The 13,278-nt window shown below is 38.9% G+C and carries 17 protein-coding genes; 16 read left to right on the top strand and 1 reads right to left on the bottom strand.

The genetic code is table 11. The features are described from left to right. Window positions 1-13 precede the first annotated feature (13 nt). The 8 genes from IEW76_RS01675 (at window position 14) to IEW76_RS01640 (ending at window position 5,533) form a co-directional block, all read left to right on the top strand. Complete coding sequence (locus IEW76_RS01675) at window positions 14-568, top strand: ReoY family proteolytic degradation factor (protein WP_188650272.1); 555 nt, start codon at window positions 14-16, stop codon at window positions 566-568. A 135-nt stretch (window positions 569-703) separates the two neighbouring features. Continuing rightward, window positions 704-1,171 (top strand): DUF2487 family protein, encoded by a 468-nt coding sequence (locus tag IEW76_RS01670; RefSeq protein WP_188650270.1) that lies wholly within the window; start codon window positions 704-706, stop codon window positions 1,169-1,171. A 127-nt stretch (window positions 1,172-1,298) separates the two neighbouring features. After that, window positions 1,299-1,811, top strand: a complete 513-nt coding sequence (locus IEW76_RS01665) for a Rieske (2Fe-2S) protein (protein WP_188650268.1) — start codon at window positions 1,299-1,301, stop codon at window positions 1,809-1,811. A 3-nt stretch (window positions 1,812-1,814) separates the two neighbouring features. Beyond that, a complete protein-coding gene (gene qcrB, locus IEW76_RS01660) occupies window positions 1,815-2,489 on the top strand; it encodes a menaquinol-cytochrome c reductase cytochrome b subunit (RefSeq protein WP_036779379.1) in 675 nt (224 codons plus the stop codon). Window positions 2,490-2,518: 29 nt separating this feature from the next. Beyond that, window positions 2,519-3,289, top strand: coding sequence for a menaquinol-cytochrome c reductase cytochrome b/c subunit (locus tag IEW76_RS01655; RefSeq protein WP_188650265.1), 771 nt, complete (start codon window positions 2,519-2,521; stop codon window positions 3,287-3,289). Window positions 3,290-3,359: 70 nt separating this feature from the next. Beyond that, entirely contained in the window at window positions 3,360-3,947 is a 588-nt protein-coding gene (gene lhaT / locus IEW76_RS01650; protein ID WP_188650263.1) for a lipoprotein heptaprenylglyceryl N-acetyltransferase LhaT, read from the top strand. Between the two features lie 66 nt (window positions 3,948-4,013). Then, on the top strand, window positions 4,014-4,775 hold the full coding sequence (locus IEW76_RS01645; RefSeq protein WP_188650261.1) for a sporulation protein YpjB: 762 nt from the start codon (window positions 4,014-4,016) through the stop codon (window positions 4,773-4,775). A gap of 83 nt (window positions 4,776-4,858) precedes the next feature. Continuing rightward, on the top strand, window positions 4,859-5,533 hold the full coding sequence (locus IEW76_RS01640) for a zinc metallopeptidase (protein WP_188650259.1): 675 nt from the start codon (window positions 4,859-4,861) through the stop codon (window positions 5,531-5,533). A gap of 125 nt (window positions 5,534-5,658) precedes the next feature. Here IEW76_RS01640 and IEW76_RS01635 read toward each other — a convergent pair whose 3' ends face one another. Further along, window positions 5,659-6,540 (bottom strand): YitT family protein, encoded by an 882-nt coding sequence (locus IEW76_RS01635; RefSeq protein WP_188650257.1) that lies wholly within the window; start codon window positions 6,538-6,540, stop codon window positions 5,659-5,661. Window positions 6,541-6,688: 148 nt separating this feature from the next. On the opposite strand from IEW76_RS01635, the gene IEW76_RS01630 reads away from it, so the two are divergent. The 8 genes from IEW76_RS01630 to panC are packed head-to-tail and all read left to right on the top strand — an operon-like array spanning window position 6,689 to window position 13,272. Continuing rightward, window positions 6,689-7,051: a nucleotide pyrophosphohydrolase gene (locus IEW76_RS01630; protein WP_188650255.1), complete on the top strand. Its 363-nt coding sequence runs from the start codon at window positions 6,689-6,691 to the stop codon at window positions 7,049-7,051. After that, window positions 7,044-7,844, top strand: a complete 801-nt coding sequence (gene dapB / locus IEW76_RS01625; protein WP_188650253.1) for a 4-hydroxy-tetrahydrodipicolinate reductase — start codon at window positions 7,044-7,046, stop codon at window positions 7,842-7,844. Before IEW76_RS01630 ends, dapB begins: the two co-directional genes overlap by 8 nt. 13 nt (window positions 7,845-7,857) lie before the next feature. Beyond that, complete coding sequence (gene mgsA, locus IEW76_RS01620) at window positions 7,858-8,271, top strand: methylglyoxal synthase (RefSeq protein WP_188650251.1); 414 nt, start codon at window positions 7,858-7,860, stop codon at window positions 8,269-8,271. A gap of 7 nt (window positions 8,272-8,278) precedes the next feature. Then, window positions 8,279-9,415 carry an N-acetyl-alpha-D-glucosaminyl L-malate synthase BshA gene (gene bshA / locus IEW76_RS01615; protein WP_188650249.1) on the top strand — a complete coding sequence of 379 codons (1,137 nt, stop codon included), beginning with the start codon at window positions 8,279-8,281 and terminating at the stop codon, window positions 9,413-9,415. After that, on the top strand, window positions 9,412-10,623 hold the full coding sequence (locus IEW76_RS01610; protein WP_188650247.1) for a CCA tRNA nucleotidyltransferase: 1,212 nt from the start codon (window positions 9,412-9,414) through the stop codon (window positions 10,621-10,623). Before bshA ends, IEW76_RS01610 begins: the two co-directional genes overlap by 4 nt. After that, entirely contained in the window at window positions 10,599-11,588 is a 990-nt protein-coding gene (locus IEW76_RS01605; protein WP_188650245.1) for a biotin--[acetyl-CoA-carboxylase] ligase, read from the top strand. Before IEW76_RS01610 ends, IEW76_RS01605 begins: the two co-directional genes overlap by 25 nt. Continuing rightward, the gene (gene panB / locus IEW76_RS01600) at window positions 11,588-12,427 is read left to right on the top strand and encodes a 3-methyl-2-oxobutanoate hydroxymethyltransferase (protein WP_188650243.1); all 840 of its coding nucleotides are present in this window, start codon (window positions 11,588-11,590) and stop codon (window positions 12,425-12,427) included. Before IEW76_RS01605 ends, panB begins: the two co-directional genes overlap by 1 nt. After that, window positions 12,424-13,272 carry a pantoate--beta-alanine ligase gene (panC, locus tag IEW76_RS01595; RefSeq protein WP_188650241.1) on the top strand — a complete coding sequence of 283 codons (849 nt, stop codon included), beginning with the start codon at window positions 12,424-12,426 and terminating at the stop codon, window positions 13,270-13,272. Before panB ends, panC begins: the two co-directional genes overlap by 4 nt. Window positions 13,273-13,278: the final 6 nt, after the last annotated feature.

The following is a 13,278-nucleotide window of genomic DNA, read 5'->3' as shown; positions in this document are numbered from 1 at the left end:
GGAGGGCATAAAAGTGAAAATGCCGGTCTCGGTAGAGGATAAGAAGGAATTTGTTCGTTGGTTTTTAAATCATTTTCAATTAAAGCGCAGGGAAAGTGTTTGGATCCTAAACTATTTAATCAATCATGATTCGATTATGGAGAACGTACACTTTGTGGAAGAAGCACGGTTCTGTCCAAGAGGTATTGTTATTTCAACTCACTGTGTTGATGAAGTCCCTTTCCGCTTCTATAAGGATCAAATCATGACAACAGACGCAGAAAAGTCATTTCATGATATCCGTTTGAACCGAAATGAACCTGTTTATATCCAACTCAATTTCAAAAATTCTCACCAGAGCGCCTCTTATGCAGCCGTTTTGGAGGAAAATCCTTTTATGCCTCAAGATTACTTTATCACCGAGAAGGATCAAGAATTAGCTGAATTGGTTTTGCAGACGTCCATTTCGAACTACCAAACTCAAAAGCTTAGAAGAAAGATTGACCGAGCATTAGATAGCGGTGATAAAGAAACGTTCGAGAGATTAAGTGAACAGTTAAATGAACTCAAGAGAAATGTAACTCCCTAATTTGATTAGGGGGTTAATTTTTTTAACAGAGGGTAAATTCAGAAAACAATGGCAGATTTGATGATTATACCTTTCGATTTCTATACCGAGAGGCTATAATGAAAGGGAAGAATCGTTTGGAAGGGGGGGAATACAATGAAATGGAACGGACAAGATGTGTCCCTATATGCACAATCTAAAGAATTTGTGGATACTGGAATTGTACCACTAATCCCGTATTCACTATCAGGTTCAGAGAAGGAGCTTACGCAGTTGGCTAATCAGTCTGAACTTTTAACGTTATTTATGAAAGAAGTAGAAGAAGAATATAGAGGAAGGATTTTTTTGGCCCCGTCTTTTACGTACCTTAAAGAAACTTCTATTGATAAAGAAATCGAGCGTATTAATGAATGGGCAGAGAGAATGGAAGCAGAAGGCTTTAAGCATCTTCTTTTCTTTACGTTTGATCAACAATGGAAAAAAGCCGAGAGAAAGCTTAATCCTTCTTTAATTTGGATGCCTATCCCTCAAGTTCAAGATATACATAATGAAGAAGCAAAAAAAGTACTTAGATCTCAAATCGAACAAGTAACCGAATTAATTACAGCATATTGGCAAGAATAATTTCTAAAGCGATTTCAATTCCAATATTGACCGTCTAATTAGTTTGCGCTATCATTATAATGTCCTAGTAAACTGTGTGAATATTTACCATGAATGTTGGATCATATTGGATAGAGGGGGGAAAACAATGAGCGATAAAAAACAACCAGTATCCCGCCGTCAGTTTCTGAACTACACGCTAACAGGTGTAGGAGGGTTTATGGCAGCGGCTATGCTTTCACCGATGGTTCGAATGGCAGTGGATCCAGTGCTTCAGCCGAAAGAAGGTGGAGAATTTCACGCTACGGGTACCGAAGTTAAAAACATTACAGAAGAACCAACTCGTGTAGATTTCTCTTACGAACAACAGGATGCGTGGTATGTATCTGAAGTGTCGAAAACAGCATGGGTTTACAAAAACGAAAGTGGAGATGTAATTGCATTTTCACCAATTTGTAAACACTTAGGTTGTATTGTGAAATGGGAAGGTGGTCAAGGAAACGAGAATCAATACTACTGTCCTTGCCATGGGGGTCTTTATGAGAAGAATGGAGAGAACGTACCAGGTACACCTCCATTAGCTCCGCTAGATCAATACAAGGTCAAAATTCAAGATGGCATGCTGTACTTAGGAGAAGTCATTCCAAATAAGGTGGTGTAATTCATGCTTCAAAAACTTTACGATTGGGTGGACGAGCGTGTCGATATTACACCTTTATGGCGTGATATTGCGGATCACGAAGTTCCTGAACACGTGAACCCTGCTCATCATTTTTCAGCATTCGTTTATTGTTTCGGAGGACTGACGTTCTTCGTAACGGTTATTCAAGTATTATCTGGTATGTTCTTGACGATGTATTATGTACCAGACATTGAAAACGCATGGGAGTCTGTTTACTATCTTCAAAAAGAGGTAGCTTACGGTCAAATTGTACGTGGTATGCACCACTGGGGTGCAAGTCTCGTAATCGTGATGATGTTCTTACATACATTACGCGTATTCTTCCAAGGAGCTTATAAGAAACCTCGTGAATTAAACTGGGTAGTAGGGGTACTAATTTTCTTTGTTATGCTCGGTCTTGGTTTCACAGGTTATTTACTTCCTTGGGATAATAAAGCATTCTTCGCTACACAAGTAGGTCTTCAAATCGCCGAACAAACACCGCTTATTGGTACGGAAGTGAAGACACTACTGGCTGGTGACCCGGATATCGTTGGGGCACAAACGTTAACTCGTTTCTTTGCTATCCACGTATTCTTCCTGCCAGCTGCATTATTCGGATTAATGGCAGCGCACTTTGTTATGATTCGTAAACAAGGAATTTCTGGTCCGCTATAGGACTTGATTGATGTAAAGGAGGGATCGCTGTGCATAGGGGAAAAGGTATGAAGTTTGTCGGTGACTCGCGTGTACCGGCAGAGAAGAAACCTAATATACCAAAAGACTATTCGGAATACCCTGGTAAAACAGAGGCATTCTGGCCAAACTTCTTGTTAAAAGAATGGCTGGTTGGAGCTGTTTTCCTAATTGGATTTTTAACGCTAACGGTTGTAGCTCCATCACCACTTGAAAAACTAGCTGATCCAACAGATGCTGGTTACATTCCGTTACCAGACTGGTACTTTTTATTCCTTTACCAGTTCTTGAAATACGAGTTTGCAAGTGGACCATATATAGTATTAGGTGCATTTATTATTCCTGGTCTTGCGTTTGGTGCGCTATTATTAGCTCCATTCTTAGATACAGGAAAAGGACGTCGTCCATTTGAACGTCCTATTGCGAACGCTATGATGTTAATTGGTTTAGCTGCTACTGTTTTCTTAACATGGGAAGCAGCAGATCATGTTGACTGGGAGCAACGTGCAAAGTCAGGTCAAATTGTAGAAGATGTTGAAATTGATAAGTCATCAGATGGATACAAAATCTACTCGCAAAACTGTGCTTCTTGTCACGGTGACAATCTTGAAGGTGGAAATGGTCCAGCACTAATTGGTGTTGAATATTCTGCAGATGAGATTAAAGATATTGCACAAAATGGAATTGGTGGCATGCCTGCTAACATTTTCCAAGGTTCTGATGAAGAATTAGACAAACTCGCGAACTTCATTACAGGTGTTGGAAGTGAAGAAAGCGAATAAATAAGGTACATGAAAGGGAGCTGGCTTTGTGGTCAGCTTCTTTTTCTGGTTATAGAAAAGGAGGGATGACGTGCTCCGTTATCTGTTAACGTTTAAACCATTTGTTTTACTTTTACTTGTTGTGAATTTACTGGGTACTATTTATGGGTACTGGTGGTATAAAAGCCAACTTGAGATCACTCCAACGATCTTTTTACCATTTGTACCTGATAGTCCGACAGCCAGTTTGTTTTTTTGCATATTCTTATTTTTCTTCTTAATAAAAAAGAGTGTTCCACTTATAGAAGCACTTGCCATTATTACTTTATTTAAGTATGGAATATGGGCAGTTGTGATGAACATATTGACGCTAATTGTGACAGGATATCTTCCATGGCAGGGATATATGTTAATTGCTTCTCATGGGGCGATGGCTATACAAGGTTTACTATATGCTCCTTTTTATAAAATTAAAGTTATTCATATCGTTATTGCTGGTATTTGGACATTGCACAATGACATTATCGATTATGTGTTTGGCATGATGCCAATCTATTCAAAATTAAGTGACTTCAGTCAAGAAATTGGTTATTTCACCTTTTGGCTAAGTATACTTTCGATTGGAATTGCTTATTTGCTAACTGTTCATTATCAACGTAAACAAGCAAATCACCTATAACTACTTGTACTAATTCTACTTGTCCTCTCATACATTGAAGCAAGAGTGGTTTGAGAGGGGAGCGTTATGAAAAAGATACAAAAGAAAATATTATGGGGATTGCTGGTCTGCTTTGGACTTAGCTTGTTTCACATCGGGTATAGTAGTGCAACATCCTTTTCAGATGAGATGAAAGAAACAACCTATCGCTTCTTACAATATGTCGAAGAAGGTAGATATGAAGCAGCTGATGCAGTATTAACGAAGTTGAGAAGAGATTATAGTATCGACGATAAAGAATATAGTGTGGTATTCCAGGATGTTTTAAATGAAACGCAGCAAGCACTTAATGATTCACGTGTGGTTCCAGAGGAGAAATACCATAAAAGTCTAACGCTTGTGTTACTTTATGAGGCGACATGGAATAAAGTAGATCCACTATGGTTATCTTGGAAGGACCATCTGTTAACGGAAATGACGAATGAATCTTTAAAAAATAAGGATAGACTTCAAAATGTATATTCTTTATATGAACGACTTCTTCCAGCCGTAAAAGTCTCAGGAACGAAGGAGAGTGTTCATATATTAGAAAGTCACATGAAAAAGTTGCACGAAATGCAGGCACTTATTGACGAGGACTTACAGGAAGAACAGATTAGTGTTTTTGCCCAAGAAGTGAAAGAGGTTGAAGTAAAGCGTAAAAAAAGTTTAACAGAAGAGCCAGGTTTTATTTGGTTAATGGGTTCTGTTGGTAGTTTGATTTCATTCACATTAATGTATGTAGGTTGGAGAAAATATAAGGGTGAGAAAACAGATGATACCGAAAAAAAGAGAGAGCGGGATAGTTGACTTTTCCATGCTTTTTGACTAAAATTGACCTTAATAAGATCTTTATATAAAAAGGTCGATAACATTAGTGGAGGAATGAATAGATGGGTCAATATCTAATTTATTTGGCTTTAATCATTATCATCCCGATTTGGGCGCAAATGAGAGTGAAAAAAACGTATAAAAAATATTCGAAAGTCCGAAACGAATCAAATATGACTGGGGCCGAGGTAGCCCGTAAAATATTAGATGACAACGGACTTTCCAATGTACGAGTGGAAGAAGTGAAAGGCATGTTATCCGATCACTATGATCCACGGAGTAAAGTTGTTCGATTATCTTCAGGGAACTACCATGAACCATCCGCGGCTGCTCAAGCAGTGGCAGCGCATGAAGTAGGACACGCAATTCAGGATGCCGAAGCCTATGCCTTTTTAAGATTTAGGCATGCACTTGTACCTGTCGCGAGCTTTGGCTCAAATGCGTCTATATTCTTAATTATCGCTGGTGCTTTCTTTAGTCAAGTGCTACTTGGGCTTGGAATAGCATTCTTTGCTTTAGCTGTCTTGTTCCAATTTGTTACGCTTCCTGTTGAATTTAATGCCTCAACTCGAGCTATGAATCAGCTCGTATCAACTGGTATCATCCGGAACAATGAGGAGCGTCAGACTAAGAAAGTTTTAAATGCAGCAGCTTGGACGTATGTAGCGAGCGCTCTTGTAGCTCTTCTTGAACTAGTACGCCTTGTGCTTCTATTCACTGGGATGAATGAAGAATAATAAATAGCTTATAAAACGCTTAGAGCCAATGAATGTGCTCTAAGCGTTTTTTTGCGTAAAGATAACTTTTAAATGAGTCAAAAAAAGAGCTTCAATTTATTGAGCTCTTTTTGTATCACGCTACTCTAACGTTCAATCGGGTTTTTATCTTCATCTAATGTAAAACCTTCCCCAAGGACATCGTGAACAGAGGTAACAGCTACAAATGCATGTGGATCGATTGAGTTAATAATGTTTTTTAACCGAACAATTTCATTTCGAGCAACCACGCAGTATAGTACATCGCGACTTTCGCCTGTATAACTACCTTTTCCAACTAAAATTGTAACACCGCGGTCCATGTCTTTCATAATTTTATCTGATACAGCATTGGATCGTTCAGATATAATAGTGGCACCTCTAGCTGCGTATGCACCCTCTTGAATAAAGTCAATCACTCTCGCGCCTACAAAGACCGCTACAAGGGTGTACATACCTTGTATATAGTTCAAGTAAATCAGTACGGAAGCTAATATGACACATGCATCGAATAAGAACATGGTTCGTCCCATACTCCAGCCTGCATATTTATGGACAAGTCGAGCTATAATGTCAACTCCTCCAGTTGTTCCACCACTTCTGAAAATGATACCAAGGCCAACCCCTATGAACACCCCGGCCATAAGAGAAGCGATTATCATTTCATCCTTTAGAGCAAATTCTACATGATTCATAAATATAGGCAACTCAAATACCCACAAGAAGAATGAAACGGCGAAGGTTCCTATAATTGAATAGATCAACGTTGTTTTTCCGAGTAGTTTCCACCCTAAGAAGAACACCGGAATATTTAAGACTAAGTTCATAATTGCAATATTTAGACCAAAGTGGTCAAGAATAAGTAATATACCCGTGAATCCACCCTCAGCGAGATCGTTTTCCATATTAAAATAAAGAACACCAAAGCTGAAAATAGCGGAACCGAGTAGAATCAATAGGATGTTTTTAATTTTAACCCCCATCTTCATAAAGAAGCGCCTCCTTTCGTCACACTCCATCTATTATAGTCAAACAGAGATGATGGAGCAATAATAGTGAAAAAAATTTGTCAAAAGCCCGCCTTTTAGCTAACATGATAAGAGATTACATATGAAAGTTGTAGAAATGAGGGTTCTTATGAAATTACATTCAAACGCACTAACATCTAAGGAGATGCAAGAACGCGTTGATGCTTATATATCACAATTTAAAGAGGGGTATTTCTCACCTCTAAGTATGATGGCTAGGATGACAGAAGAGGTAGGAGAACTTGCTAGAGAGGTCAATCATCATTACGGTGAGAAACCAAAGAAATCATCTGAAGATGAGAATTCTATGGAAGAAGAGCTGGGCGACCTTTTGTTTGTAATGCTATGCTTTGCAAATTCCCTAGATATTGATATGACAGAGAGCTTTGAAACTGTAATGAATAAATTTGAGACAAGAGATAAAGATCGCTGGACGAAGCGGGATCAAGAGGAGGAACTTAAATATGACTAATACAAAAATCATAGTGGCAGGACCTAGAGGTAAAATGGGGAGAGAGGCTGTTAAAATGATCCATAAAACTGAGCACTTTACACTTGTAGCCTGTGTGGATCATAAAAACGATGGATTAAAAGTAAAAGATATAGAGGGGTTGCCTGATTCTGATGCTCCAGTGTATCAAGATATTGAGCAGTGCTTTTCCGAGATTGAAGCGGATGTTTTAGTTGACCTTACTACACCTGAATTTGGATATAAACACACAAAGCTTGCACTCCTTAATGGAATCCGCCCTGTAGTTGGAACTACTGGGTTTACGAAAGGACAGCTCCAGGAACTAGAACAATTAACAGAAGAGAAAGACCTTGGTGTCGTTATCGCTCCGAACTTTGCTCTAGGAGCAGTATTAATGATGCAATTCTCAAAATGGGCAGCAAAGTACTTCCCTGATGTAGAGATCATAGAGCGACATCACGATCAGAAACTGGATGCTCCTAGTGGTACTGCAGTGAAAACAGCCGAATTAATTCAGGAAGTACGAGAGGCTAAGACACAAGGTCATGCAGAAGAGAAAGAAACACTAGAAGGTGCTCGCGGAGCTGATGTAGATGGTATGCATATTCATAGTGTTCGTTTGCCAGGATTAGTTGCTCATCAAGAAGTAATGTTTGGATCTAGCGGAGAAACGCTGACGATTAAACATGATTCCATCAACCGAGAGTCCTTTATGACAGGTGTGAAATTGTCTGTTGAGAAAGTAATGGAATTGAACGCATTTATCTACGGATTAGAAAATTTATTAGAGTAGGGAGTAGATAGTAATGAATATCGCATTAATTGCACACGATCAAAAGAAAGAAGATATGGTTCAATTTGCTACAGCTTACCAACATATTTTAGAAAAACATAGCCTTTATGCTACTGGTACGACGGGTACGAAAATTACGGAAGCCACTGGATTATCTCTTCATCGCTTTCAATCAGGCCCTCTAGGCGGCGATCAACAAATCGGTGCTTATGTTGCACAAAATGACATGGACGTTATTCTGTTCTTTCGAGATCCTTTAACAGCTCAACCTCACGAGCCAGATGTTAGTGCATTAATGCGATTATGCGACGTCTATCAAATCCCACTTGCAACGAATTTAGCAGCAGCAGAAATAATGGTCCGAGCCATTGAACATGGTGATTTCCATTGGAGAGAGATCATTCATAAGAATAAGCAGCAAGGGTGAAACGAGTATGGAAAGAACAAAGATCGGTATAACCTGTTATCCAACTGTTGGAGGATCTGGGGTTATCGCGACAGAACTCGCAAAATTGTTAGCTGAAAAGGGGTATGAAATACACTTTATTACTTCTAATATCCCATTTCGGTTAAAAAGGATTTATCCAAATATTTATTATCATGAGGTAGAGATGACGCATTATCCGGTCTTTCAATATCCCCCGTATGATTTGGCTTTAGCTAATAAAATGGCTGAAGTCATTAATCGAGAGAAGATTGATATTTTGCATGTTCATTATGCAATGCCTCATGCGATCTGTGCCATATTGGCCAAGGAAATGATTCATCATGATGTAAAAATTGTAACGACCTTACATGGAACGGACATTACGGTTCTTGGCGTCGATCCGAGTTTGCAAAATATGATCCGATTTGGAATCGAACGCTCTAACCGAGTTACAGCAGTATCTAGAAGTCTCGTCAATCAGACGAAAGAGATGCTTAATGTTGAAAGGGAAATGGATGTTATTTATAACTTCGTGGATGAACGAGAGTACCGGGAACGTGATGAATCTCATTTGAAAGAAGAATACGGTATAGAAGACGATGATAAAGTTATTATACATATTTCGAACTTTCGCCAAGTAAAGCGAGTCCCTGATGTCATAAAATCTTTTAAAACAATCCGTGAAAAATCTAAAGCCAAACTTCTTTTAGTTGGGGATGGACCAGATTATTATAAAACGTGTCAGCTTGTGAATGAACTTGGCTTGAGAGATGACGTATTGTTCCTCGGTAAACAAGAAAATGTCTCAGAACTTCTTTCAATATCTGACTTAAAACTTCTCCTATCTGAGAAAGAGAGCTTTGGTCTTGTTTTACTTGAAGCAATGGCTTGTGGTGTACCTTGTATCGGAACAAACATCGGGGGCATACCAGAAGTTATTGTACATGAAGAAACTGGATATATATGTGAGGTAGGAGACACTGAACAAATCGCCTCACATGCGCTACGTCTACTTTCAGATCAAGATAAGTGGGAAGAATTTTCTCACAAAGGTCTAGAACGTGTGCGTAGCGAATTTCTTTCTGAAACGATTGTGAAACAATACGAACAAGTCTATGCAGATTTACTAGAGGAAAGCGTATGAACAAGCAACTTGAGAAGCCTTTTGTAGAAGCATTGCCTGTGTTGTTTACTTTAATGAAACAAGGACATGAAGCTTATTTCGTAGGAGGATCTGTACGAGATCATCTAATGGGGAGGGAGATTGGCGATATTGATATCGCCACCTCTGCTCGACCAGAACAAGTACAGGCTATGTTTGAGAAAGTAATACCCATTGGAATTGATCACGGAACAGTAGTTGTTTACTATGAAGGTATTCCATATGAAGTCACCACTTATAGAGTGGACGGAGAATACAACGATTTTCGTCATCCTGATGAAGTAAAATATGTAGCTACAATAGAAGAGGACTTATCTAGAAGAGACTTTACAATGAATGCAATTGCTATGAGCTATAAGCGAGAATTCATTGACCCTTACGGGGGTAAAGATTCTATACTTAATCGTTCCATAGAAACAGTAAGGGATGCAGCGGAACGTTTTCAAGAAGATCCTCTTCGTATGATGAGAGCCCTTCGTTTTACAAGTCAATTAGGATTTACTATAAGTAGTACGACTTTTCGAGCTGTTCAGGAATATGCATACCTACTGGAAAAAATTGCAGTAGAACGTATAGCAATAGAATTCGAAAAGTTCTTAACAGGAGAGTGGGTTCGGTCTTCATTTAAACATTTGAATAAGTCCAATCTCCCCACACACATGCCTGTTTTTAGTGCCCATCCTACTTTAATCGAACACAGTAATGACTTTGATTGGGAACCTTTAAAAGGCATAGAAGAGGCTTTTGCGATTTTCGTAATATCTAATCAAGAACTATCTGTTTCCTCATTTAGTGAACAGTGGAAGTGTTCAAAGAAAGTTAAAAAAGAAGCCGAGGTATTAGTGAAAGCCTATAAGATGTTAAGAATTGAGCCTTTGGAATGGGTTGTCTATCAACTAGGGGAAGAGCGTTTATCCTCTTTTAAAAGGATATTATCCATTTTAGATAACAAAGAGTACTCAATTGAGACGTTAAGAGAAACTTTACTTGCTTTACCAATCGCATCTATAAGTGCGCTCGCTATTACTGGAAATGATTTGAAAAAATGGTTTCCAGATCAAAAACCTGGTCCTTGGATAAAAGCATATATGGACAAGATTGAACGAGCTGTTGTATTGGGAGATTTTAAGAATAATAAGGAAGCAATTGAAATGTGGGTGAAGCAATGGAATCAACAAGAGGAAAGCTGATTGAAATACTATCTAACCATCCTGAAGAATATCTTTCGGGTCAAAAGCTTTCACAGCAATTAAATATTAGCCGACCAGCTGTTTGGAAACATATGAAGGAATTAGAGAAAGACGGTTATGGAATTGAGGCTTCGCCAAGAAAAGGCTACAAAATTATTACTTTTCCTGACAAGGTTAGTACGAATACGCTCTCTTGGGGCTTGAAGACCAAGTGGTTAGGTCAAGATATGATCCATAAACCTAGCGTAACATCTACACAAGTTATTGCGCATCAAGAAGCACAAGACGGAGCAGCACATGGTACGGTTATCGTAGCTGACGAACAAACCAAAGGAAGAGGGCGTTTAAACCGTTCCTGGCATTCGCACAAAGGGGACGGTGTATGGATGAGTATAATATTGAGGCCAAAGTTTGAGCCCCATAAATCCCCTCAAATCACTCTCCTAGCTGCTACAGTTTTAGCTGAGGTGTTTAAAAAATATTGTGGGATTTCACCACAGATCAAGTGGCCAAACGATTTACTGACGAACGGAAAGAAACTTTCAGGTATCTTAACAGAACTCCAAGCCGAGCAAGATCAAATAAATTATATCGTACTTGGCATGGGTATTAATGTGAATCATAGTGTAGAACAGTTTCCTGAAGAAATTATGAACCAAGCGACATCATTAAAAATTGAAACAGGAGAGAATTGGGAGATTCACACGCTTATTCAACAAATCTTAAATACGTTCGAAAAACGTTATCAGGAGTTTATAGAAGAAGGATTTAGAAGTGTGAAACTTCGTTGGGAAGCCTTTGGATATCGAATTGGTGAGCATGTAGCCATTACAACTCATCAGCAAGAATGGAATGCTCTAATTATGGGGATTGAGCATGATGGTGCTCTTAAGGTTAGAGATGAAGAAGGGAAAGAGCATGTTTTGTATTCAGCAGAAATTAAGTGGAGAAGGGGAGAAGAATAATGCTTACCCATACCAAGCTTAAAAAAATGAAAGAAGCTAAAGACCCAATTGTCATGTTAACAGCATACGATTATCCAACTGCCAAGCTAGCCGAATCATCAGGCGTAGATATGATTTTGGTTGGAGACTCATTAGGTATGGTGGTTTTAGGTTACGAATCTACCATCCCAGTTACAGTCGAAGACATGATCCATCATGGGAAAGCTGTACGTAGAGGAGCTAAAGAGACTTATATGGTTGTGGATATGCCGTTTATGTCCTATCATGCATCTTTATCTGAAACGATGGAGAACGCTAAACGAATCATGCAAGAAACAGGAGCCCAAAGTCTTAAGCTTGAAGGAGCTGGAGATGTGCTCCCTATTATAAATAAACTAACCATGGCTGGAGTTCCGATTGTAGCTCACCTCGGGCTAACGCCTCAATCTGTAAATGTATTAGGTGGTTACCGAGTACAAGGAAAAGACATAGAAGCAGCTGAAGCTCTTATTGAAGATGCAAAACAAGTCGAAAAGAATGGGGCAATTGCTTTAGTGTTAGAATGTGTACCAAAACAGCTCGCTGCATTGATCGAGGAAGAATTATCTATACCTGTAATAGGCATAGGTGCAGGTGAGGGGACAGATGGACAAGTACTCGTCTTTCATGATGTGGTAGAGTTTGGTGTGGAGCGGTTGCCTAAGTTCGTTAAGTCATATGCTGACCTTAATGGAACGATCACAAATGCTTTATCAACCTATGTTCAAGATGTGAAAAATAAGTCATTTCCTACAAATGACCATAGCTTTAATATGAAAGATGAACTTATTCCCTCTCTTTACGGAGGAACACCTAAATGATAGTAATCAAAAGCATCTCAGAGATGCAAGCTTATATGAGAGAAAAGGTTAAAGAAGGGAAAGTAATTGGTTTTATCCCTACTATGGGCTACTTGCATGAAGGGCATCAACGTCTTATGAGAGAAGCAAGGAAAGAATGTGATTTTGTTGTAACGAGTATCTTCGTTAATCCGCTACAGTTTGGGCCAAATGAGGATTTCGATCGATATCCGCGAGATGAAAAACATGACCAACAGATAGCAGAGCAGGAAGAAAATGATATTTTATTTTTTCCTCATGTGGATGAGATGTACCCAATAGAACAATCTGTTAAAATGACCGTTCATAAAAGAGTAAACGCTCTGTGTGGCAAGTCTCGAGTAGGTCATTTTGATGGGGTTGTAACCGTCTTGGCAAAGCTCTTTAACATCGTGATGCCCGACAATGTTTACATGGGAATGAAGGATGCCCAACAAGTAGCTGTTGTAGATGCACTTATTGAGGATTATAATATTCCTGTAAAGCTAATTCCTGTTCCAACAGTAAGAGAAGAGGACCTTTTAGCTAAAAGTAGCAGGAATGTTTACTTGAATGTGCATGAGAGAGAAGAAGCTCCATATTTATATCAATCTCTCTTACATGGTAAATCACTGATTGAAAACAATGGTGAGAAATCCCCACAAGCTGTTATTGAAGCTGTTTCACACTTCATTAAAACTCATACCCATGGTAAAATAGACTATGTTGATATCTTGTCATACCCTCAACTTGAGTCATTAGAAGTTTGTAGTGGAGACATGATTATAGCTCTGGCTGTTCATTTTGAAAAGGCCAGGTTGATTGATAATATTAGAGTAAACCAGTAACAGGAA

Origin of the sequence: Pontibacillus salipaludis (assembly GCF_014642405.1) — a bacterium.
GTDB classification, from domain to species: domain Bacteria; phylum Bacillota; class Bacilli; order Bacillales; family BH030062; genus Pontibacillus; species Pontibacillus salipaludis.
This window is presented reverse-complemented; position numbering and strand designations above follow the sequence as displayed.

Excerpts from the sequence above, each read along its gene's own strand:
- IEW76_RS01670 (WP_188650270.1), top strand. The coding sequence starts at position 704 with ATGAAATGGAACGGACAAGATGTGTCCCTATATGCACAATCTAAAGAA.
- IEW76_RS01665 (WP_188650268.1), top strand. The coding sequence starts at position 1,299 with ATGAGCGATAAAAAACAACCAGTATCCCGCCGTCAGTTTCTGAACTAC.
- qcrB (WP_036779379.1), top strand. The coding sequence starts at position 1,815 with ATGCTTCAAAAACTTTACGATTGGGTGGACGAGCGTGTCGATATTACA.
- IEW76_RS01645 (WP_188650261.1), top strand. The coding sequence starts at position 4,014 with ATGAAAAAGATACAAAAGAAAATATTATGGGGATTGCTGGTCTGCTTT.
- IEW76_RS01640 (WP_188650259.1), top strand. The coding sequence starts at position 4,859 with ATGGGTCAATATCTAATTTATTTGGCTTTAATCATTATCATCCCGATT.
- IEW76_RS01635 (WP_188650257.1), bottom strand. The coding sequence starts at position 6,540 with ATGAAGATGGGGGTTAAAATTAAAAACATCCTATTGATTCTACTCGGT.
- IEW76_RS01630 (WP_188650255.1), top strand. The coding sequence starts at position 6,689 with ATGAAATTACATTCAAACGCACTAACATCTAAGGAGATGCAAGAACGC.
- dapB (WP_188650253.1), top strand. The coding sequence starts at position 7,044 with ATGACTAATACAAAAATCATAGTGGCAGGACCTAGAGGTAAAATGGGG.
- mgsA (WP_188650251.1), top strand. The coding sequence starts at position 7,858 with ATGAATATCGCATTAATTGCACACGATCAAAAGAAAGAAGATATGGTT.
- bshA (WP_188650249.1), top strand. The coding sequence starts at position 8,279 with ATGGAAAGAACAAAGATCGGTATAACCTGTTATCCAACTGTTGGAGGA.
- IEW76_RS01610 (WP_188650247.1), top strand. The coding sequence starts at position 9,412 with ATGAACAAGCAACTTGAGAAGCCTTTTGTAGAAGCATTGCCTGTGTTG.
- IEW76_RS01605 (WP_188650245.1), top strand. The coding sequence starts at position 10,599 with ATGGAATCAACAAGAGGAAAGCTGATTGAAATACTATCTAACCATCCT.
- panB (WP_188650243.1), top strand. The coding sequence starts at position 11,588 with ATGCTTACCCATACCAAGCTTAAAAAAATGAAAGAAGCTAAAGACCCA.
- panC (WP_188650241.1), top strand. The coding sequence starts at position 12,424 with ATGATAGTAATCAAAAGCATCTCAGAGATGCAAGCTTATATGAGAGAA.